This window comes from Enterobacter cloacae complex sp. 2024EL-00214 (assembly GCF_043945575.1).
GTDB lineage: Bacteria > Pseudomonadota > Gammaproteobacteria > Enterobacterales > Enterobacteriaceae > Enterobacter > Enterobacter cloacae_P.
Window position 1 is genome coordinate 84,283 of the sequence record NZ_JBIMRC010000016.1, and the last position, 20,075, is coordinate 104,357.

Below are 20,075 nucleotides of genomic sequence, written 5' to 3' on the forward strand. Positions count from 1 at the left end.
TGACCGTAATGCTGGTCACTTAAGATGACCAGCAGTTTTTCTCGTCGGGTATTTCTGGGATTTTTCTCTTAACTCCCGAGGGTAACTTCGCTCTCTTCTTCCGGGTAATACCAGCCATTTTGCTTTCTCATACAACGTTCTTAACTCGCCCGGCATCTTACCCGGTGAAGCCCATGGCAACGTTATCAGCAGCCGGGTGATTTCACTTATTGAGCCGCTAAAGCTCAGTTGATAAGGCAGATAATCTCCTTTCCGTTCGAACGCCATCCTTACCATCTGGTATCTCACCAGGTTGTAAGTCAGCAGCACACCCCATAACTCCTGTCGCACCCGTTCTGGCAGTTTGCTGCGTAACGTCCAGCGATTGTCCAGCATCCCTTGCTTCGCTTCCCGATAACCCAGTTCAATTTCCCATCTGTGACGATATAACACGCTGATATCATTGCCAGGATAACGATTCTGGTCTGTCAGGGATGTCAGAGATGTCAGGGATGTCAGGACCCGCCTTTCTTTACCATTAATCGTTCGGGTCAGCAGTCTGGCTGTGAACCGCTCGGGGAGTGCAGGCCACTGTTTTCGGGCCTGTGGGCTGGTTGTCAGTTCAACAAACTCATCGCCGCGCTCCAGTTTATGCACGACTTCATATTGGGTGTGTTTTTTCAGCGGTAGCAGCCAGTGCCGTTTTTCTCCGCACGTTTGCCAGTGATGAAGCAGTCCCGGTGAGTAAAATCCTTTATCGAACAAAGTGATACTCTCATCCGGTGTTCTCTCTGCCAGCTGCGCTGCCAGTCGCATTTCGCTGACGTTCTCGCTGTCAAAGACGCTGGCATTAATCAGATGGCTGCTCAGGTCCATCAGGCAGATCATCCGGACCTGCGGATAGCCACCGATACCATTCCGTCCGGCAGGTCTGCTGAAGGCTTCGCTGTTTTCCGGCGCTGAATGACTGAGCTGCGGGCGGTAAAAGGCTCACCGGTCCTGTCAGTGATATCCATCAGATTCACAATCTCAGTCATGGGGCGATTGCAGAAAATGGACATGCCAACGACAAGCCAGATCATGGATTCAAGAGGAAGTTTGCGTTTGCGAAGCGTGACAGTATCCGTCAGCGTTAGCGCCTTCTGAATGAATTCAGGGGGAATGAGGTCAGAAAGGCTACGGGCGTGCTCAGGGGAGGTGACATTGATAATGCCGGGAGCTTGTGAAAGTTCCATTTAAAAAGGGTCCATGATGAACATGAACCCTTTTTACACCGCCCACCGGATCGGCATTAGGTCTGACCGGGATTTTTTTACTCTCCGCGATATACGCAGCCTGCCGTACAGGTTTCTTTGATCATCACCGCGCTCAGCAGTGGTACCAGCGGTTTCATCTGATCCCAGACCCATTTTGCCAGCACTTCGCTGGTCGGGTTTTCAAGGCCCGGGATGTCATTCAGATAGTAGTGATCCAGACGATCGTAGGTTGGTTTGAAGGCGGCCTTCAGTTCGGCAAAGTCCATGATCCAACCCGTATGCGGATCGACTTCACCGGTGATCTCAAGACGCACCATAAACGAGTGCCCATGCAGGCGGCCACATTTATGCCCTTCAGGGACATGCGGAAGGCGGTGGGCGGCTTCGAAGGTGAAATCTTTAAACAGTGTGGTGGACATCATCGCTCTCAGTAATGCGGAAAAAACCGCCGCATAGTACCGGAAAGCACAATTTTTATCATTAACTAAAACGGCTTTAAGGTGTGAACCCTGCCTGTCAGACACTTTTCCTGTTTTTTGTCTTTTAATTTCAATCTGTTAAATAATCGGTTTTATCGTTAAGAACGATAACTAAAACAGGTTAGTCCATTTGGTTATTTATTATTTCCATCCCTTCTTTAATTGTTATTATCCCCGCCGTTAACCTTATCCCTAGTTTGGTCTTTTTGCATAAATTCCGCTTTGCTACTGGAACATAACGACGCATGACAACACAGGCCCCACCTTCAAACTTGCTTCCCCTGAACCCGGAGCAACTGGCGCGCCTTCAGGCTGCCACCACTGATTTTTCACCCACTCAGCTTGCCTGGGTGTCCGGCTATTTCTGGGGAATGCTTAACCAACAGGCAGGAGCCGTTGTTGCTGCTCCTGCGACTGCCGTTGAGACCCCGGCCATTACGCTTATCTCCGCCTCGCAGACGGGCAATGCCCGCCGTGTTGCCGAAGCGCTACGTGATGATCTGCTCGCAGCCAAACTGCACGTGAACCTGGTGAACGCCGGGGATTATAAATTCAAACAAATCGCGTCAGAAAAACTGCTGGTGGTTGTGGCTTCAACGCAGGGTGAGGGTGAGCCTGCTGAAGAAGCGGTGGCATTGCATAAGTTCCTGTTCTCGAAAAAAGCGCCAAAACTGGCGGGCACTGCCTTTGCCGTGTTCGGCCTGGGCGATACCTCCTATGAATTCTTCTGCCAGTCAGGTAAAGATTTTGACAGCAAACTGGCGGAACTGGGCGCAGAGCGCCTGCTGGACAGAGTCGACGCCGATGTGGAATACCAGACTGCGGCAGCTGAATGGCGCTCGCGTATTGTTGAGGTGCTGAAAGCCCGTGTTCCGAAAGAGACATCGGCGCAGGCAACACTCACGGCGACGGGGGCCGTCAATGATATTCACTCCACGCCATACACCAAAGAGACTCCGCTGACGGCGACGCTTTCCGTTAACCAGAAAATTACTGGCCGTGACTCTGAAAAAGATGTGCGTCATATCGAAATCGATCTTGGTGACTCGGGTCTGCGTTATCAACCCGGTGATGCGCTGGGGATCTGGTATCAGAACGATCCTGCGCTGGTGAAAGAGCTGGTTGAATTGCTGTGGTTGAAAGGTAACGAACCTGTCACCGTGGAAGGTAAAACACTGCCGCTCAGCGAAGCGCTGCAGTGGCATTTCGAGCTGACGGTAAACACCATCAATATCGTTGAGAACTATGCCACCTTAACGCGCAGCGAATCACTGCTGCCGCTGGTTGGCGACAAGGCGAAATTGCAGCATTACGCGGCAACTACCCCGATTGTCGATATGGTGCGTTTCTCTCCTGCTCAACTGGATGCCGATGCGCTGATTAGCCTGCTGCGTCCACTGACGCCGCGCCTGTACTCCATCGCCTCTTCGCAGGCAGAAGTGGAGAGCGAAGTGCATGTCACCGTGGGCGTGGTGCGTTATGACATCGAAGGCCGTGCGCGTACGGGGGGAGCATCAGGCTTCCTGGCTGACCGTGTAGAAGAAGAGGGCGAAGTCCGGATCTTTATCGAGCACAACGATAACTTCCGTCTGCCAGCAAACCCGGAGACGCCGGTCATTATGATTGGCCCGGGCACCGGTATTGCACCGTTCCGTTCATTTATGCAGCAGCGCGCAGCAAATGAAGCGCCGGGCAAAAACTGGCTGTTCTTCGGCAACCCGCACTTTACCGACGATTTCCTCTACCAGGTTGAATGGCAGCGCTACGTCAAAGAAGGCGTACTTTCGCGCATCGATCTGGCCTGGTCTCGCGACCAAAAAGAAAAAGTCTACGTACAAGACAAACTGCGCGAACAGGGTGCAGAGCTGTGGCGCTGGATCAATGACGGTGCCCATATTTATGTCTGCGGCGACGCCAATCGCATGGCGAAAGACGTTGAGCAGACGTTACTGGACGTGATTGCCGAATTCGGCGGTATGGATGCCGAAACGGCGGATGAATTTTTAAGTGAGCTGCGCGTTGAGCGCCGTTATCAGCGAGATGTCTACTAATGAGTGAAAAACATCCTGGCCCACTGGTGGTCGAAGGCAAACTGTCTGATGCCGAGCGCATGAAGGTTGAGAGTAACTACCTGCGCGGCACCATTGCCGAAGATTTAAATGACGGTCTGACCGGCGGTTTCAAAGGCGATAACTTCCTGTTGATCCGTTTCCACGGTATGTACCAGCAGGACGACCGTGACATCCGCGCCGAGCGTGCTGAACAAAAGCTGGAGCCGCGTCATGCAATGCTGCTGCGCTGTCGTCTGCCGGGTGGGGTTATCACCACCAAACAGTGGCAGGCGATCGACAAGTTTGCCCATGACAATACTATTTACGGCAGCATTCGTCTGACCAACCGTCAGACCTTCCAGTTCCACGGTATTCTGAAGAAGAACGTGAAGCCGGTACACCAGATGCTGCACTCTGTTGGCCTGGACGCGCTGGCGACCGCCAACGATATGAACCGTAACGTGCTGTGCACCTCGAACCCATTTGAGTCCGAACTGCATGCAGAAGCGTATGAGTGGGCGAAGAAAATTTCTGAGCATCTGTTGCCACGTACCCGCGCTTATGCGGAGATCTGGCTCGATCAGGAAAAAGTCGCCACCACCGACGAAGAACCGATCCTCGGCCAGACCTATCTGCCGCGTAAGTTCAAAACCACGGTGGTGATCCCGCCGCAGAACGATATCGATCTGCACGCCAACGACATGAACTTTGTGGCGATTGCCGAAAACGGCAAGCTGGTGGGCTTTAATCTGCTGGTGGGCGGCGGTTTGTCCATTGAACACGGTAACAAGAAGACCTATGCCCGCACCGCGAGCGAGTTCGGCTTCCTGCCGCTGGAGCACACGCTGGCCGTGGCGGAAGCGGTAGTCACCACTCAGCGTGACTGGGGTAACCGTACCGATCGTAAAAACGCGAAAACCAAATACACCCTGGAGCGCGTAGGCGTCGAGACGTTCAAAGAAGAAGTAGAGCGTCGCGCGGGTATTAAGTTTGAGCCGATCCGTCCGTACGAATTCACCGGTCGTGGCGATCGCATCGGCTGGGTAAAAGGTATCGACAATAAATGGCACCTGACGCTGTTTATCGAAAACGGTCGTATTCTGGATTATCCAGGCCGTCCGCTGAAAACCGGTCTGCTGGAAATTGCTAAGATCCACAAAGGTGAGTTCCGCATTACCGCCAACCAGAACCTGATCATTGCCGGTGTGCCGGATAGCCAGAAGGCGAAGATCGAGAAGCTGGCACGCGATCACGGGTTGATGAATGCGGTCAAACCGCAGCGTGAAAACTCGATGGCCTGCGTGTCATTCCCGACCTGTCCGCTGGCGATGGCGGAAGCCGAACGCTTCCTGCCGTCGTTCACCGATAAAGTGGAAGCGATTCTGGAAAAGCACGGTATTCCTGAAGAGCACATTGTGATGCGTGTGACCGGTTGTCCGAACGGCTGTGGCCGCGCGATGCTGGCCGAACTGGGGCTGGTCGGTAAAGCGCCGGGCCGCTACAACGTGCATCTCGGCGGCAACCGGATGGGTACACGCATTCCGCGTATGTATCGCGAAAATATTACGGAACCGGAAATTCTCGATTCCATTGACGAGCTTGTCGGGCGCTGGGCGAAAGAGCGCGAAGCGGGTGAAGGCTTCGGTGACTTTACGGTGCGTGCGGGCATCATTCGCCCGGTGCTCGATCCCGCACGGGATTTCTGGGAGTAACCACGAGAGGTAATTATGTCCGTACTCGATCTAAACGCCCTTAACGAACTGCCAAAAGTTGAACGTATTCTGGCACTGGCGGAAACCAACGCAGAGCTGGAAAAACTGGACGCCGAAGGGCGAGTGGCGTGGGCGCTGGAAAACCTGCCGGGTGACTATGTTCTCTCGTCGAGTTTTGGTATCCAGGCGGCGGTCAGCCTGCATCTGGTGAATCAAATTCGACCGGACATTCCGGTGATCCTCACCGATACCGGCTACCTGTTCCCGGAAACCTACCAGTTTATTGATGAGCTGACGGACACGCTCAAACTGAACCTGAAAGTCTACCGTGCAGAGCAGAGCGCGGCCTGGCAGGAGGCGCGTTACGGCAAGCTGTGGGAGCAGGGTGTTGAGGGCATTGATAAATACAATGAGATCAACAAAGTCGAGCCGATGAACCGTGCGCTGAAAGAGCTCAACGCGCAGACCTGGTTTGCGGGCCTGCGCCGCGAGCAGTCCGGTAGCCGGGCGACATTGCCGGTGCTGGCTGTTCAGCGCGGTGTGTTCAAAGTGCTGCCGATTATTGACTGGGATAACCGTACGGTTTACCAGTACCTGCAAAAACACGGGCTGAAGTACCATCCGCTGTGGGATCAGGGCTATCTGTCAGTCGGCGATACCCACACCACGCGTAAATGGGAGCCGGGAATGGCGGAAGAAGAGACGCGATTCTTTGGGCTGAAGCGCGAGTGCGGGTTGCACGAAGGGTGATCCCATGTCCCCGGACCGTACATGGGAGAGGGGCGGGGTGATCCTATATCCTCCCTCTCCCTGTGGGAGAGGGGCGGGGTGATCCTATATCCTCCCTCTCCCTGTGGGAGAGGGTCGGGGTGAGGGCATCAGGCAGCACTAAGCCTTATTTGCTTTCGCCAGTTCTTTCACCAGCGGCAACATCACTTTCACCACATCGCGACTGCGGTGTTCAATTCTTTGCGGTAGCGCGCTATCAATGTGCTGCTGATTATCCAGTCTGATGTCATGCCAGCTTGTCCCGTCCGGGAAGGCTTTCGATTTGGCACGCTGTTGATAGCCATCTTTCTTGCCCAGCGTCCAGTTAGTGGCCTCAACGTACAGTACCGGAATACCCGCTTTGTCGAATACTTCACCGTCGGAACAACAGGCGGTTCCTTTTGGATGCGCCGGGTTGCCGCCAGGATTGCTGGTAGCATACACACCCTGATTACGGGCAATGGCCAGCGCCCGGTCTCGCGTGAGTTTACGCACGGTGCCAGGGGTACTTTGTCCGCTGTTGAAATAGAGCTTATCGCCCACGATCAGGTTATCGAGGTTAATCACCAGCAGCGTATTTTTCTTCTCTTCTGCACTCATGCGCTTAAGGATATTCTCAGCGCCGAGTTTTCCTTCTTCTTCACCGCTGGTCGCGACAAAGCGAATTCCGTATTTTGTCGGGACATTCTTCATGCGCTCGGCCAGTTCGAGCATGACGCCCAGACCGGCCGCGTTATCATCCATTCCCTGCAGCGTCAGCCCGCCGAGGTTATTATCGATATCGGCATCGCTCATCGGCGCGTAGGTATCGAGATGCGCCATAATAATAATCTGCTGGGCGGCGTGGCCCTCGTGTGCAGCAATGACGGTGCTGCCGGTCACGTTATGCCAGTTTTTCGTTTTGTTGCGTGAGGTATAGATGTAGCGGCTGTGGAACGATCGGATATCACTTTGGTAACCCATATCCGCAAACTGCTGGCGAATATAGTCTGCAGAGAGCATCTCTGCTGGCGTGCCGGTCATGCGACCAGGAAAGACCGTTGCAATGTGCCGCGCCTGCATATTGGCGATTTCACCATACGGTTGATTTTTTGCCTGAGCCGGAAGGATAAAGCAAACGCCGAGCGCCAGGGCAGCCATACGGTGGCGCGTTGCGGATAACATAGTGAGTCCTTAAAAACAGAGCAAATTTTTAACCTGCTTAGTATGAAACTGTGATCCCGTATGCACAATTTGAAATGCTCTTAAATGCCCGATATTTCGCATGTTAAGCACTTTTTGATATTTGTATTTCTGTGTCGTTATTCCATTGAGTAACTACTCATTCCAATTCGTAATTTCATTCGATCTAAGCCGCCCCCTATAGTCCCACTATTCCCGGTTGTTAGTTGCACAGCACGTTCAACATACAACAGACGCAGAGAACTTCCGTTCTTCTGCGGTGATTCTGGCTTAAGGAACGGTTATGGACCAAAAACGACTTACTCACCTGCGGCAACTCGAAGCGGAAAGTATCCATATTATCCGCGAAGTGGCAGCTGAGTTCTCTAACCCGGTGATGATGTACTCCATCGGCAAAGATTCCAGCGTGATGCTGCACCTGGCGCGTAAAGCGTTTTATCCGGGCACGCTGCCGTTCCCGCTGCTGCACGTTGATACCGGCTGGAAATTCCGCGAGATGTATGAATTCCGCGACCGTACTGCGAAAGCCTACGGTTGTGAGCTGCTGGTGCATAAAAACCCGGAAGGGGTGGCGATGGGCATTAACCCGTTTGTACACGGCAGCGCCAAACATACCGATATCATGAAAACCGAAGGCTTGAAGCAGGCGCTGAATAAATACGGTTTTGATGCCGCCTTTGGCGGTGCACGCCGTGATGAAGAGAAATCCCGTGCCAAAGAGCGTATTTACTCCTTCCGCGACCGTTTCCACCGCTGGGACCCGAAAAATCAGCGTCCGGAGCTGTGGCACAACTACAACGGCCAGATTAACAAAGGCGAAAGCATTCGCGTCTTCCCGCTTTCTAACTGGACCGAGCTGGATATCTGGCAGTATATCTATCTGGAAAATATTGAAATCGTTCCACTGTATCTGGCGGCAGAACGTCCGGTTCTGGAACGCGATGGCATGCTGATGATGATCGACGACGATCGCATTGACCTGCAGCCGGGTGAAGTGATCAAAAAACAGATGGTGCGTTTCCGTACTCTCGGCTGCTGGCCGCTGACCGGCGCGGTGGAATCTCACGCGCAGACGCTGCCGGAGATCATCGAGGAGATGCTGGTGTCGACCACCAGTGAGCGACAGGGCCGCGTGATTGACCGCGACCAGGCAGGCTCGATGGAGCTGAAGAAACGTCAGGGTTATTTCTAAGGAGCCGCCATGAACACCACAATTGCCCAACAAATTGCTGATGAAGGCGGCGTAGAAGCTTACCTGCACGCACAGCAGCACAAAAGCCTGCTGCGTTTTCTGACCTGTGGCAGCGTCGATGACGGGAAAAGTACCCTGATTGGCCGTCTGCTGCACGACACGCGCCAGATTTATGAAGATCAGCTCTCGTCCCTGCACAATGACAGCAAGCGTCACGGCACCCAGGGTGAAAAACTCGACCTGGCGCTGCTGGTTGATGGTCTGCAGGCGGAACGCGAGCAGGGCATCACCATTGATGTGGCCTACCGCTATTTCTCCACAGAGAAGCGCAAATTTATTATTGCCGACACCCCGGGGCATGAGCAGTACACCCGTAACATGGCGACCGGTGCGTCCACCTGTGAGCTGGCGATCCTGCTGATCGACGCCCGTAAAGGCGTGCTGGATCAAACCCGTCGCCATAGCTTTATCTCCACGCTGTTGGGGATCAAACACCTGGTGGTGGCGGTGAACAAAATGGATCTGGTGAACTTCAGCGAAGAGAAGTTCGGGGAGATCCGCCAGAGCTACCTGACCTTTGTCGAACAACTGCCGGGTAATCTGGATATTCGCTTTGTGCCGCTCTCTGCACTGGAAGGCGATAATGTCGCGTCCCAGAGCGAAAACATGCCGTGGTACAGTGGCCCGACGCTGCTGGAAGTGCTGGAAACCGTAGAGATTCAGCGCGTGGTTGACACTCAGCCGATGCGCTTCCCGGTGCAGTACGTTAACCGTCCGAACCTTGATTTCCGCGGCTTCTCCGGCACGCTTGCTTCCGGTAGCGTGAAGGTTGGCCAGCGTGTGAAAGTGCTGCCGTCGGGTGTGGAATCGGCCATTGCCCGCATCGTGACCTTTGATGGCGATCTGTCGGAAGCCGGTGCAGGTGAAGCGGTGACGCTGGTGCTGAAAGATGAGATTGATATCAGCCGGGGTGACCTGCTGGTAGATGCTCACGAAACGCTGGCGGCGGTGCAGGGCGCTGCCGTTGATGTGGTGTGGATGGCTGAACAGCCGCTGGCCGCTGGCCAAAGCTACGACATTAAAATTGCGGGTAAGAAAACCCGTGCCCGCGTGGACGGCATTCAGTTCCAGGTGGACATCAACAATCTGACCCAGCGCGAAGTCACCGGACTGCCGCTGAACGGGATTGGGCTGGTGGATCTGACCTTTGATGAACCGCTGGTGCTGGATAAATACCAGCATAACCCGGTCACCGGTGGGCTGATCTTTATCGACAGGATTTCTAACGTCACCGTCGGGGCCGGTATGGTGCGCGAGCCCAACGGCCAGGCCGCCGTGCCATCCGAATTCAGCGCCTTTGAGCTGGAGCTGAACGCGCTGGTGCGTAAGCACTTCCCGCACTGGGGCGCACGCGATCTGCTGGGAGGCAAATAATGGCCGATCATGATGAGAACGTCGTCTGGCATCCTCATCCGGTTACCGTCGCAGCGCGCGAGCAACTCCACGGTCACCGTGGGGTTGTGCTGTGGTTTACCGGGCTGTCTGGTTCCGGTAAATCCACGGTAGCGGGCGCGCTGGAAGAGGCGTTACACCAGCAAGGGGTGAGTACTTACCTGCTGGATGGTGACAACGTGCGCCACGGCCTGTGCAGTGATTTAGGGTTTAGCGACGAAGACCGCAAAGAAAATATCCGTCGGGTGGGGGAGGTTGCCAGCCTGATGGCGGATGCCGGGCTGGTAGTGCTGACCGCGTTTATCTCACCTCATCGCGCCGAGCGCCAGATGGTGCGCGAGCGCGTAGGTCAGGATCGCTTTATCGAGGTGTTTGTTGATACCCCGCTGGCGGTTTGCGAAGCGCGCGATCCCAAAGGGCTTTATAAGAAAGCCCGCGCGGGCGAGCTGCGGAACTTCACCGGTATTGATGCGGTATATGAAGCGCCTGAATCGCCTGAAATTCACCTGGAAGGTCAACAATTGGTAACAAATTTAGTAAGCCAATTATTAGATCTGCTCAAACGGGACGATATTATCAGATCCTGAGGCGGTATCGTTCGGGGGCAGTTTTCCCGAGCGGTGAGTCATGGTCACAGGATTAGCTATGCGCAACAGCGAAAACTACATTATCACCACCGGGTCGGAGCCGTTATCGACCGACGACGAGACGACCTGGTCATTTCCTGGGGCCATCGTCGGCTTCGCCTCGTGGTTACTGGCGCTGGGTATCCCTTTTCTTATCTACGGCGGTAACACGCTGTTTTTCTTCCTCTACACCTGGCCTTTTTTCCTGGCGCTGATGCCCGTGGCGGTTGTCGTTGGCATTGCGCTGCATTCGCTACTCAATGGCAAACTCCTGTACAGTACCGTGGTCACGATTGTGACGGTGGTTCTGATGTTTGGGCTGTTATTTTTGTGGCTCATGGGCTAAGTTCAGCCATAATTCAAACCGTAACCAACTGTGTGACAATATTGTGCAGGGCGATTCTGCGGAAAAAATGTGGTACATTTGCCCGCGATGTTGCGGCATCTCTGTTACCCCGGCGTAGAGTCCTGGGGGCGTTTTGGGATGATGATGCCGTTTTTCAGGGGGCAGGATGGGTAAACTAACGCTGCTGTTGCTGGCTTTGCTGGTCTGGCTGCAATATTCGCTGTGGTTCGGTAAGAACGGGCTGCACGACTATAGCCGGGTGAGCGATGACGTCGCGGCTCAGCAGGCAACAAACGCCAAACTTAAGGCGCGAAACGATCAACTCTTTGCTGAAATTGATGACCTCAATGGCGGGCAAGAGGCGATTGAGGAACGCGCACGTAATGAACTCAGTATGACTAAGCCGGGCGAAACCTTTTATCGTCTGGTTCCGGATGCGTCTAAACGCAATCAGGGCTCAGCACAGAATAATCGATAATCAGGCCCAGGATTACGACATGGCAGTAACTTTTTCGGACGTATGCGCCGTGGTGCCGGCTGCGGGTTTTGGCCGGCGCATGCAGACAGAATGTCCCAAGCAATACCTTTCTATTGGTGATAAAACGATCCTTGAGCACTCCGTGGCGGCGCTGCTGGCGCATCCACGGGTGACGCGCGTGGTCATCGCCATCAGCCCGGGTGATGCCCGTTTCGCGCAACTGCCGCTGGCAAATCATCCTCAGATAACGGTTGTTGATGGTGGTGCCGAGCGCGCCGACTCCGTGCTGGCGGGCATTCAGGCTGCCAAAGATGCGCAGTGGGTTCTGGTGCACGATGCCGCACGCCCGTGCCTGCACCAGGATGACCTGGCGCGCCTGTTGGCAATTAGCGAAACCAGCAAGGTGGGCGGCATTCTGGCTGCACCCGTGCGCGACACCATGAAGCGTGCCGAACCGGGCAAACTGGCCATTGCTCATACCGTTGAGCGCGTCGATTTATGGCACGCGCTGACGCCACAATTTTTCCCCCGCGAGTTACTCCACAACTGCTTAACGCGTGCGCTTAAAGAAGGTGCGACCATTACGGACGAAGCCTCGGCGCTGGAGTATTGCGGTTTTCATCCTGAGCTTGTTGAAGGGCGCGCTGATAATATAAAAGTGACGCGCCCGGAAGATTTACAGCTTGCGGAATTCTATCTTACCCGTTCGACCCATCAGGAGAAGGCATAATGCGAATTGGACATGGTTTTGATGTACACGCCTTTGGCGGAGAAGGCCCAATTATCATTGGCGGCGTACGCATTCCTTATGAAAAAGGTCTGCTGGCGCATTCTGATGGCGACGTGGCGCTGCATGCCTTAACCGACGCGTTGCTCGGAGCTGCCGCGCTGGGTGATATCGGCAAGCTGTTCCCGGACACCGACCCGGCGTTTAAAGGGGCTGACAGCCGTGCGCTGCTGCGCGAAGCCTGGCGTCGTATTCAGGCTAAAGGTTACACCCTGGGCAACGTTGACGTGACGATCATCGCCCAGGCTCCCAAAATGCTGCCCCATATTCCACAGATGCGCGTGTTTATTGCCGAAGATCTGGGTTGCCACATGGATGACGTCAACGTCAAAGCGACCACCACTGAGAAACTTGGGTTTACTGGCCGTGGCGAAGGCATTGCCTGTGAAGCCGTGGCGCTGCTGCTGAAGGCGGCCAAATGACCGATTTCGATGACCTGACGTACCTGCATGGTAAACCGCAGGGGAACGGCCTGCTGAAAGCCAGTCCTGAAGATTTCGTCGTAGTGGAAGATTTAGGTTTTGAGCCGGACGGCGAAGGCGAGCACATTCTGGTACGCATTCTGAAAAACGGCTGCAACACCCGGTTTGTAGCCGACGCGCTGGCGAAATTCCTGAAAATTCACGCCCGCGAAGTGAGTTTCGCCGGGCAGAAAGACAAACACGCGGTCACTGAACAGTGGCTTTGCGCGCGCGTGCCGGGCAATGCGATGCCTGATTTAAGCCAATTTGAGCTCGAAGGCTGTAAGGTGCTGGAGTATGCCCGCCATAAGCGCAAACTGCGTCTGGGGGCGTTGAAAGGTAACGACTTTACACTGGTGCTGCGCGAAGTCACTAATCGTGATGATGTCGAAAAACGCCTGAACGCCATCAGCGAGCAGGGCGTGCCGAACTACTTTGGCGCACAGCGCTTTGGGATCGGCGGCAGTAACCTGCAGGGCGCACTGCGCTGGGCGCAAAGCGATGCACCGGTTCGTGACAGGAATAAACGCAGTTTTTGGTTGTCGGCGGCCCGCAGTGCGTTGTTTAATCAGATTGTGAGCGAACGACTGAAAAAACCAGACGCGAATCAAGTTGTTGTCGGCGATGCGCTACAATTAGCGGGACGCGGAAGCTGGTTTGTGGCGACGGCTGAAGAGATGGCTGACGTACAGGCTCGCGTGGACGCCAAAGCGCTGATGATTACCGCAGCGCTGCCCGGTACGGGCGAGTGGGGCCCTCAGGGCGCTGCGCTGGCCGCTGAGCAGTCAGCCGTGGCAGATGCACAAGAATTACAATCATTGCTGGTGCGGGAAAAAGTCGAAGCGGCACGCCGTGCGATGCTGCTCTACCCGCAACAGTTGAGCTGGAACTGGTGGGATGACGTGACCGTTGAGTTACGCTTCTGGCTGCCGGCAGGTAGCTTTGCCACCAGTGTTGTCAGGGAACTTATCAACACGTCGGGTGATTATGCGAATATTGCTGAGTAACGATGACGGGATCCATGCGCCAGGTATTCAGACGCTGGCGAAACATCTTCGCGAATTTGCAGAAGTGCAGGTAGTGGCTCCCGATCGTAACCGCAGTGGGGCGTCTAACTCATTGACGCTGGAGTCGTCGCTTCGCACCTTTACCTTTGATAATGGTGATATTTCCGTGCAGATGGGCACACCGACCGACTGTGTGTTCCTGGGCGTGAATACGCTGATGCGCCCGCGTCCGGATATTGTTGTGTCCGGTATCAATGCCGGGCCAAACCTCGGCGATGACGTTATCTACTCGGGTACCGTGGCGGCCGCGATGGAAGGGCGTCATCTGGGGTTCCCGGCGCTGGCGGTATCGCTTAACGGTCATAAGCATTACGACACAGCGGCGGCAGTCACCTGTTCGATTCTTCGGGCGCTGAGCCGTGAACCGCTGCGTACCGGCCGCATTCTTAACATCAATGTTCCCGATCTACCGCTGAATGAAATCAAAGGCATTCGTGTGACGCGCTGTGGCAGTCGTCATCCGGCTGACCAGGTGATCCCGCAGCAGGATCCGCGTGGCAATACGCTCTACTGGATTGGCCCACCGGGTGAAAAATGCGATGCCGGGCCGGATACGGATTTTGCCGCCGTAGATGAAGGATACGTTTCCGTTACGCCGTTGCACGTAGATTTAACCGCCTATAGCGCGCATGATGTCGTGTCGGGTTGGCTGGATCGCGTTGGAGTGAACACGCAATGGTAAGCAAACGTGTACAAACTCTTCTGGAACAATTACGCGCTCAGGGGATCACTGACGAGCATGTGCTGGATGCGCTTGCCCAGGTTCCCCGCGAGAAGTTTGTTGACGAGGCGTTTGAACACAAAGCATGGGAAAACGTGGCGTTGCCTATCGGGCAGGGCCAGACGATTTCACAGCCCTACATGGTGGCACGCATGACGGAACTTCTGGAATTAACGCCGGAGTCCCGCGTGCTGGAGATTGGCACCGGGTCGGGGTATCAAACGGCGATCCTGGCGCATCTGGTTCACCATGTTTGCTCAGTCGAGCGAATTAAAGGTTTACAGTGGCAGGCGCGTCGTCGCCTGAAACAACTGGATTTACATAATGTTTCGACACGGCACGGTGATGGATGGCAGGGTTGGCAGGCACGAGCCCCATTCGATGCCATCATCGTGACGGCCGCTCCGCCTGAGATCCCTGCGGCACTGTTGTCGCAGCTTGATGAAGGGGGCATTCTGGTTCTGCCCGTGGGGGACGAGCAGCAGCTTTTGAAGCGCGTTCGTCGACGCGGCGGCGAATTTATTATCGATACCGTGGAAGCCGTGCGCTTCGTCCCACTCGTTAAGGGTGAGCTGGCCTGAGACTCGGAATTATCCAGGGTTATTAAGGCAAATTCAGCGTATGGTGTGGCGCGAAAGGTTCGAGCCATCACGGTTATTTTTAAGTCACTGGTAGTTAACACATTCCTGGGGGATAAATGAGCGCGGGAAGCCCTAAATTCACCATCAGCCGTGTTGCGGCATTATCACTGGTTTCGCTATGGCTGGCAGGTTGTTCAAATTCTGGTAACGCACCTGCGTCTGTGAGTTCCGTAGGCGGAAACAGCGGATCGGGTAACACGTCCAGCGGAATGTTGATCACCCCTCCGCCAAAAATGGGTTCCACGACACAGCAGACGCAGCAGATTCAACCGGTTAAGCAACCGGTATCGCAGCCAACACAGATTCAGCCAGTGCAACAGCCTGTGCAGACCCAAAATGGGCGCATAGTTTATAACCGTCAGTATGGGAACATTCCAAAAGGGAGCTATACCGGCGGCAGTACGTACACCGTCAAGCGTGGTGACACGCTGTTCTACATTGCGTGGATCACCGGGAACGATTTCCGCGACCTGGCTCAGCGTAATAATGTCCAGGCTCCGTATGGACTGGAAGTCGGTCAGACGCTCCAGGTCGGCAACGCCACGGGCACACCGCTCACGCCGGGCAATACCGTTTCAGCGGCAGATGTCACGGCGCAAAATAACAGCGTTAAACCTGCACAAAAAACCACCACGGTGGTTGCTTCGCAACCTGTAATTACGTATTCTGAAGATTCAGGTGATCAGAGTGCTAACAAAATGTTGCCGAATAATAAAGGGACTGCGACTGCTGTCACAGCACCGACTACGGCACCTGTGGTTAGCTCTATCGAACCGACTGCCAGCAGTTCATCTACCAGTTCGCCTATCTCTGCATGGCGCTGGCCAACTGACGGCAAGGTTATCGAGAACTTCTCTTCTACCGAAGGTGGGAACAAAGGGATCGATATCGCAGGAAGTAAGGGACAGGCTATCATCGCGACCGCAGATGGGCGCGTTGTGTATGCCGGTAACGCGCTGCGCGGTTACGGTAATCTTATTATCATCAAACATAACGATGATTACCTGAGTGCCTACGCCCATAACGACACAATGCTGGTCCGGGAACAACAAGAAGTTAAGGCGGGGCAAAAAATCGCTACTATGGGTAGCACCGGTACCAGTTCTACACGCTTGCATTTTGAAATTCGTTACAAGGGGAAATCCGTAAACCCGCTGCAGTATCTACCGCAGCGATAATTTGACGGGGCATGCCAACCTGGGTGTCTTGTTCAGGGATCACGGGTAGGAGCCACCTTATGAGTCAGAATACGCTGAAAGTTCATGATTTAAATGAAGATGCGGAATTTGATGAGAACGGAGCAGAGGCTTTTGACGAAAAAGCCTTAGTAGAAGAGGAACCCAGTGATAACGATTTGGCTGAAGAAGAGCTGTTATCGCAGGGAGCCACACAGCGTGTACTGGACGCGACTCAGCTTTACCTTGGGGAGATTGGTTACTCCCCACTGTTAACGGCCGAAGAAGAAGTCTATTTCGCACGTCGTGCTTTGCGTGGTGATGTTGCCTCGCGCCGTCGCATGATTGAAAGTAACTTGCGTCTGGTCGTGAAAATTGCCCGTCGTTACGGTAATCGTGGTCTGGCTCTGCTGGATCTGATTGAAGAGGGCAACTTAGGTCTCATCCGCGCAGTAGAGAAGTTTGACCCGGAACGTGGGTTCCGCTTCTCCACTTACGCTACCTGGTGGATTCGTCAGACTATCGAACGGGCAATTATGAACCAGACCCGTACGATCCGCCTGCCAATCCACATCGTCAAAGAGTTGAATGTCTATCTGCGTACCGCGCGCGAGTTGTCCCATAAGCTGGACCACGAGCCAAGTGCGGAAGAGATTGCCGAACAACTCGATAAACCGGTTGATGACGTAAGCCGTATGCTGCGTCTCAACGAGCGCATTACCTCAGTTGACACCCCGTTGGGTGGCGACTCCGAAAAAGCGCTGCTGGACATCCTGGCCGATGAAAAAGACAACGGCCCGGAAGACACCACGCAGGACGATGACATGAAACAGAGCATCGTCAAATGGCTGTTCGAACTGAACGCCAAACAGCGTGAAGTGCTGGCACGTCGTTTCGGTTTACTGGGGTATGAAGCTGCGACACTGGAAGACGTCGGCCGTGAGATTGGCCTGACCCGTGAACGTGTCCGCCAGATTCAGGTTGAAGGTCTGCGTCGCCTGCGTGAAATCCTGCAGGGGCAAGGGCTGAATATCGAAGCGCTGTTCCGCGAGTAAGCAACCATTCGTCAAAAAAGGCTCGTCGTGAGACGAGCCTTTTTCTTTTGTGTTACGGCTGCGCGGTTTCGTGCAGCAAACGCCACGTTATCCGATCGCCTTCCTGATTGAGCACCGCGGTTGACCAGCGCACGTTGAGTGGCTGCTCCGGGCGGGTTTGCGTCTCCCGATAGTGAAGCACTGCGCCGTTGTTCCAGGTTTGTAGCGTCGTTAATTCATCAATGACGATCTTCAGACCGGGACGGCTTCCGCGCTGACTGTCCAGGAAACTGGCAAGGGCTTGATAGTCGAAATGTGCCCCACCCGGTGGGATCATCAGAAAATCTGGCCGGAAACGGGTGAGCAGGGCGCTGGGATCGCCTTCGCCTTTGCCTAACCAGTTTTCAAGCGCAATGTGGAGGTCGATAATTTCGTGTTCGAAAGGCGTCATGAATTCTCCTGTCGCAGCTGGGTTAGCACCTGCGTATTGTTAAGACGAAAAACATACAGTACAGGCAGTAAGGTGATGCCTGCAGCAAAAATAAACATCCCGTGCCACGCGGCGAGCGGCGTCAGCCAGGCCAGCGCCAGGTTCAGCGCCTGCGCCAGCAACAGGGCTCCTGCAAAAAAGCTTAACTGTCGATTAAGATTCCACAGCGCGCTGGCATCCGGCATATCTTCCTGGTGCGTCGTCAAAAAAGCGCTACTCTGAGCCGTACTGCTGCAAAGGCTTCCGCCTGCGCCCATCAAGGTAAACGCAACGGCAGGTAACAGCATTGCCGAACTGGCGTTAATCAAAAGCAGAATGCCCGTTGCCTGCAAAAGGCAACCGAGGACAATCAGCGGCCGGGGTCCGATACGGTTAAAATAGCGTCCTGTCGCCGTGATGGCTATAAACGATGCCACAGACCACGGCAACATAAGCATCCCCGTTGCGGCTGGTGTCATATTGGCCTCGCTCTGAAGATAAAACATGCCCGTGACGTTCACCCCGATAAACATGCCGGGGACACATAAATAGACCAGCATGGAAAAACGTAAAAGCGGGTCCGTCAGCAAAGGCAGGTTTAGCAGCCTGGTTGCTTTCATCGGTGGCATTTCGTGTTTAAGCCACAGGCAGGCCAAAGCAAAGGTCACGATGGCAACCGGGAGCGTGGCGAAAAATATCCAGCGCCAGCTTAATGCCTGAACCAGCAGTCCCCCAATAGCGGGTGAGCAAGCGGGGGCAAGCAACGCAACCAGCATGACCGCTGAAGAGAGTCTGGCGCGCTCGTGGGGCTTAAATTGTTGCCATGTCAGTGCCTGTCCAACCGGGATCAGCAAACCACCCCCAATCCCCTGCAGCACTCGCCAGACAATCAGGCTCTCCAGCGAGGATGACAGGCCCGCTGCAGCAGAGGCTGCGCTGAACAGAAAAAGTGAAAGCAGGATAACGCGCTTTGGCCCGATGCGGCGCGTCAGCACGGTGCTGAAGGGGATCACCAGTGTCAGACCGGCAATGTACCCGTTACTGACCCAGGAAAGTGCTGAAGGCGTGGTGTTAAAGGCGTGAGCCATTGCCGGAAAAGCGACGCTGGCGATAAACATATTAATCAGATCAAGAAAAAAGCCCAGCAGATAGACAACTGCGACTTTGCTGCGATACGTCATGGTAGATCCTCCGGTGAGGAGGCGGATCGTAGCGTTCCTTAATGTGCTGATAAACACGACAAACTGAGATATTCTGTCAAAATTATTTTGACAGTTCTCAAGGCTGATAATGATTAATTTACAGCGTACGGCGATGTTTGTTGCGGTAGCGGACACAGGCAGTTTCACTGCCGCAGCAGATGCGATGGGGCTGACAAAAGCTGTCGTCAGTTTCAATATTCGCCAGCTTGAAGATGAGCTGGGCGTAACGTTGTTGCTGCGATCTACCCGTCGCCTGAGGTTAACCGAGGCAGGGGCGCTTTTTCATCAACGTAGCGTGGCGCTTTTAAAGGATGCAGAGCGATTGCGGGATGATGTCCGCGCAAACCATGCCGGGCTTACGGGGGAATTGCGGATCACCACTACGCCCGAGTACGGTTCGCAGATCGTGATACCTTTGCTGGCCGGGTTCAGCCAGCTACACCCGAGCCTGCGCATACGTCATGTCTCGTCGTCTCTGCATGCCGACCTTATCTCTGAACGCTTTGATGTCGCCATCAGACTGGGAACCCTCGCAGATTCACGTTATCACGCCGCATTGATTACCCACTTTTCCATCCTGCCCGTTGCGACGCCTCGTTGGCTGCTTGACCATCCGGTTGAATCGCTGGAACAGCTGGCTGAAGCAGACTGGATTATTCACGAGCGCCTGGCCTCGCCGCTGCACTGGCAGGTGAAAGATGCACGGGGGGCGTCAGCCACCCTGGAGATAAAAAAAGCACCGCGTTTGTTTGCGGACAGTGCTCAGGCGCTGATGGCCTTTGCTCTGGCAGGAAGCGGTGTGGCGCTACTTCCGGAGTGGCTGGTTCGAAATGCTCTTGATGCGGGAAAACTGGTATCGGTTTTACCGGGATACCGTTTTGCACGGCAGGGTATCTACGCGGTGTATCCTGATGCCCAGCATGTGCCTGCGAAAGTGCGGACATTTATCGATTTTATGCGCATGAGGGTTAATTAATCGGGGCGCATCTTTTTGATA

Annotated in this window: 20 protein-coding genes and 1 pseudogene; 16 read left to right on the plus strand and 5 right to left on the minus strand. The window is 54.6% G+C overall.

The annotated features are described in order from the left end of the window. Positions 1–15: 15 nt before the first annotated feature. Both ACHHZ6_RS17420 and queD read right to left on the minus strand, forming a co-directional pair. Positions 16–1,214: pseudogene (locus tag ACHHZ6_RS17420) on the minus strand (IS4 family transposase). A gap of 77 nt (positions 1,215–1,291) precedes the next feature. Continuing rightward, complete coding sequence (gene queD / locus ACHHZ6_RS17425) at positions 1,292–1,657, minus strand: 6-carboxytetrahydropterin synthase QueD (protein ID WP_182272475.1); 366 nt, start codon at positions 1,655–1,657, stop codon at positions 1,292–1,294. A 302-nt stretch (positions 1,658–1,959) separates the two neighbouring features. Here queD and cysJ point away from each other — a divergent pair, with 302 nt between their 5' ends. The 3 genes from cysJ to cysH are packed head-to-tail and all read left to right on the plus strand — an operon-like array spanning position 1,960 to position 6,227. Next, entirely contained in the window at positions 1,960–3,765 is a 1,806-nt protein-coding gene (gene cysJ, locus ACHHZ6_RS17430; RefSeq protein WP_395122787.1) for an NADPH-dependent assimilatory sulfite reductase flavoprotein subunit, read from the plus strand. Beyond that, positions 3,765–5,477: an assimilatory sulfite reductase (NADPH) hemoprotein subunit gene (cysI, locus tag ACHHZ6_RS17435; RefSeq protein ID WP_182272473.1), complete on the plus strand. Its 1,713-nt coding sequence runs from the start codon at positions 3,765–3,767 to the stop codon at positions 5,475–5,477. The genes cysJ and cysI overlap by 1 nt, the downstream gene beginning before the upstream one ends. A gap of 15 nt (positions 5,478–5,492) precedes the next feature. Beyond that, positions 5,493–6,227: a phosphoadenosine phosphosulfate reductase gene (cysH, locus tag ACHHZ6_RS17440; RefSeq protein WP_395122788.1), complete on the plus strand. Its 735-nt coding sequence runs from the start codon at positions 5,493–5,495 to the stop codon at positions 6,225–6,227. A 138-nt stretch (positions 6,228–6,365) separates the two neighbouring features. On the opposite strand, the gene ACHHZ6_RS17445 is transcribed toward cysH, so the two are convergent. Further along, entirely contained in the window at positions 6,366–7,409 is a 1,044-nt protein-coding gene (locus ACHHZ6_RS17445) for an aminopeptidase (RefSeq protein WP_182272471.1), read from the minus strand. Positions 7,410–7,710: 301 nt separating this feature from the next. On the opposite strand from ACHHZ6_RS17445, the gene cysD reads away from it, so the two are divergent. The 12 genes from cysD (at position 7,711) to rpoS (ending at position 17,428) form a co-directional block, all read left to right on the plus strand. Beyond that, on the plus strand, positions 7,711–8,619 hold the full coding sequence (cysD, locus tag ACHHZ6_RS17450) for a sulfate adenylyltransferase subunit CysD (protein WP_040074253.1): 909 nt from the start codon (positions 7,711–7,713) through the stop codon (positions 8,617–8,619). A 9-nt stretch (positions 8,620–8,628) separates the two neighbouring features. Beyond that, on the plus strand, positions 8,629–10,053 hold the full coding sequence (gene cysN, locus ACHHZ6_RS17455; RefSeq protein WP_395122789.1) for a sulfate adenylyltransferase subunit CysN: 1,425 nt from the start codon (positions 8,629–8,631) through the stop codon (positions 10,051–10,053). Beyond that, positions 10,053–10,658, plus strand: coding sequence for an adenylyl-sulfate kinase (gene cysC, locus ACHHZ6_RS17460; protein WP_182272468.1), 606 nt, complete (start codon positions 10,053–10,055; stop codon positions 10,656–10,658). Before cysN ends, cysC begins: the two co-directional genes overlap by 1 nt. Before the next feature lie 58 nt (positions 10,659–10,716). Continuing rightward, entirely contained in the window at positions 10,717–11,043 is a 327-nt protein-coding gene (locus ACHHZ6_RS17465) for a DUF3561 family protein (RefSeq protein WP_182272467.1), read from the plus strand. Between the two features lie 166 nt (positions 11,044–11,209). Next, positions 11,210–11,521, plus strand: coding sequence for a cell division protein FtsB (ftsB, locus tag ACHHZ6_RS17470; RefSeq protein ID WP_003862095.1), 312 nt, complete (start codon positions 11,210–11,212; stop codon positions 11,519–11,521). A gap of 19 nt (positions 11,522–11,540) precedes the next feature. After that, on the plus strand, positions 11,541–12,251 hold the full coding sequence (ispD, locus tag ACHHZ6_RS17475) for a 2-C-methyl-D-erythritol 4-phosphate cytidylyltransferase (protein ID WP_395122790.1): 711 nt from the start codon (positions 11,541–11,543) through the stop codon (positions 12,249–12,251). Beyond that, the gene (gene ispF, locus ACHHZ6_RS17480; protein WP_090121043.1) at positions 12,251–12,730 is read left to right on the plus strand and encodes a 2-C-methyl-D-erythritol 2,4-cyclodiphosphate synthase; all 480 of its coding nucleotides are present in this window, start codon (positions 12,251–12,253) and stop codon (positions 12,728–12,730) included. The genes ispD and ispF overlap by 1 nt, the downstream gene beginning before the upstream one ends. After that, positions 12,727–13,776 (plus strand): tRNA pseudouridine(13) synthase TruD, encoded by a 1,050-nt coding sequence (gene truD / locus ACHHZ6_RS17485; protein ID WP_182918864.1) that lies wholly within the window; start codon positions 12,727–12,729, stop codon positions 13,774–13,776. Before ispF ends, truD begins: the two co-directional genes overlap by 4 nt. Then, positions 13,757–14,518, plus strand: coding sequence for a 5'/3'-nucleotidase SurE (surE, locus tag ACHHZ6_RS17490; protein ID WP_182272463.1), 762 nt, complete (start codon positions 13,757–13,759; stop codon positions 14,516–14,518). The genes truD and surE overlap by 20 nt, the downstream gene beginning before the upstream one ends. After that, positions 14,512–15,138, plus strand: coding sequence for a protein-L-isoaspartate(D-aspartate) O-methyltransferase (locus ACHHZ6_RS17495; RefSeq protein WP_182272462.1), 627 nt, complete (start codon positions 14,512–14,514; stop codon positions 15,136–15,138). Before surE ends, ACHHZ6_RS17495 begins: the two co-directional genes overlap by 7 nt. A gap of 116 nt (positions 15,139–15,254) precedes the next feature. After that, the gene (gene nlpD / locus ACHHZ6_RS17500; RefSeq protein WP_182918863.1) at positions 15,255–16,376 is read left to right on the plus strand and encodes a murein hydrolase activator NlpD; all 1,122 of its coding nucleotides are present in this window, start codon (positions 15,255–15,257) and stop codon (positions 16,374–16,376) included. 59 nt (positions 16,377–16,435) lie between these two features. Then, a complete protein-coding gene (gene rpoS / locus ACHHZ6_RS17505) occupies positions 16,436–17,428 on the plus strand; it encodes an RNA polymerase sigma factor RpoS (protein WP_013098493.1) in 993 nt (330 codons plus the stop codon). Between the two features lie 52 nt (positions 17,429–17,480). On the opposite strand, the gene ACHHZ6_RS17510 is transcribed toward rpoS, so the two are convergent. Together ACHHZ6_RS17510 and ACHHZ6_RS17515 are read right to left on the minus strand one after the other, a co-directional pair. Then, positions 17,481–17,858, minus strand: coding sequence for a DUF4440 domain-containing protein (locus ACHHZ6_RS17510; RefSeq protein ID WP_182272460.1), 378 nt, complete (start codon positions 17,856–17,858; stop codon positions 17,481–17,483). Then, on the minus strand, positions 17,855–19,057 hold the full coding sequence (locus ACHHZ6_RS17515; protein WP_196390428.1) for an MFS transporter: 1,203 nt from the start codon (positions 19,055–19,057) through the stop codon (positions 17,855–17,857). The genes ACHHZ6_RS17510 and ACHHZ6_RS17515 overlap by 4 nt, the downstream gene beginning before the upstream one ends. A 109-nt stretch (positions 19,058–19,166) precedes the next feature. Here ACHHZ6_RS17515 and ACHHZ6_RS17520 point away from each other — a divergent pair, with 109 nt between their 5' ends. Then, positions 19,167–20,054, plus strand: coding sequence for a LysR family transcriptional regulator (locus ACHHZ6_RS17520; RefSeq protein WP_182272458.1), 888 nt, complete (start codon positions 19,167–19,169; stop codon positions 20,052–20,054). Positions 20,055–20,075 lie beyond the last annotated feature (21 nt).

Bases quoted from the DNA above. Each gene is read 5' to 3' on its own strand.
- ispF (WP_090121043.1), top strand. From the start codon at position 12,251: ATGCGAATTGGACATGGTTTTGATGTACACGCCTTTGGCGGAGAAGGC.
- ACHHZ6_RS17520 (WP_182272458.1), top strand. From the start codon at position 19,167: ATGATTAATTTACAGCGTACGGCGATGTTTGTTGCGGTAGCGGACACA.
- queD (WP_182272475.1), bottom strand. From the start codon at position 1,657: ATGATGTCCACCACACTGTTTAAAGATTTCACCTTCGAAGCCGCCCAC.
- ACHHZ6_RS17515 (WP_196390428.1), bottom strand. From the start codon at position 19,057: ATGACGTATCGCAGCAAAGTCGCAGTTGTCTATCTGCTGGGCTTTTTT.
- ACHHZ6_RS17465 (WP_182272467.1), top strand. From the start codon at position 10,717: ATGCGCAACAGCGAAAACTACATTATCACCACCGGGTCGGAGCCGTTA.
- cysH (WP_395122788.1), top strand. From the start codon at position 5,493: ATGTCCGTACTCGATCTAAACGCCCTTAACGAACTGCCAAAAGTTGAA.
- cysI (WP_182272473.1), top strand. From the start codon at position 3,765: ATGAGTGAAAAACATCCTGGCCCACTGGTGGTCGAAGGCAAACTGTCT.
- ftsB (WP_003862095.1), top strand. From the start codon at position 11,210: ATGGGTAAACTAACGCTGCTGTTGCTGGCTTTGCTGGTCTGGCTGCAA.
- surE (WP_182272463.1), top strand. From the start codon at position 13,757: ATGCGAATATTGCTGAGTAACGATGACGGGATCCATGCGCCAGGTATT.
- cysJ (WP_395122787.1), top strand. From the start codon at position 1,960: ATGACAACACAGGCCCCACCTTCAAACTTGCTTCCCCTGAACCCGGAG.
- cysC (WP_182272468.1), top strand. From the start codon at position 10,053: ATGGCCGATCATGATGAGAACGTCGTCTGGCATCCTCATCCGGTTACC.
- nlpD (WP_182918863.1), top strand. From the start codon at position 15,255: ATGAGCGCGGGAAGCCCTAAATTCACCATCAGCCGTGTTGCGGCATTA.
- truD (WP_182918864.1), top strand. From the start codon at position 12,727: ATGACCGATTTCGATGACCTGACGTACCTGCATGGTAAACCGCAGGGG.
- ACHHZ6_RS17445 (WP_182272471.1), bottom strand. From the start codon at position 7,409: ATGTTATCCGCAACGCGCCACCGTATGGCTGCCCTGGCGCTCGGCGTT.
- ACHHZ6_RS17510 (WP_182272460.1), bottom strand. From the start codon at position 17,858: ATGACGCCTTTCGAACACGAAATTATCGACCTCCACATTGCGCTTGAA.
- ispD (WP_395122790.1), top strand. From the start codon at position 11,541: ATGGCAGTAACTTTTTCGGACGTATGCGCCGTGGTGCCGGCTGCGGGT.
- rpoS (WP_013098493.1), top strand. From the start codon at position 16,436: ATGAGTCAGAATACGCTGAAAGTTCATGATTTAAATGAAGATGCGGAA.
- ACHHZ6_RS17495 (WP_182272462.1), top strand. From the start codon at position 14,512: ATGGTAAGCAAACGTGTACAAACTCTTCTGGAACAATTACGCGCTCAG.
- cysD (WP_040074253.1), top strand. From the start codon at position 7,711: ATGGACCAAAAACGACTTACTCACCTGCGGCAACTCGAAGCGGAAAGT.
- cysN (WP_395122789.1), top strand. From the start codon at position 8,629: ATGAACACCACAATTGCCCAACAAATTGCTGATGAAGGCGGCGTAGAA.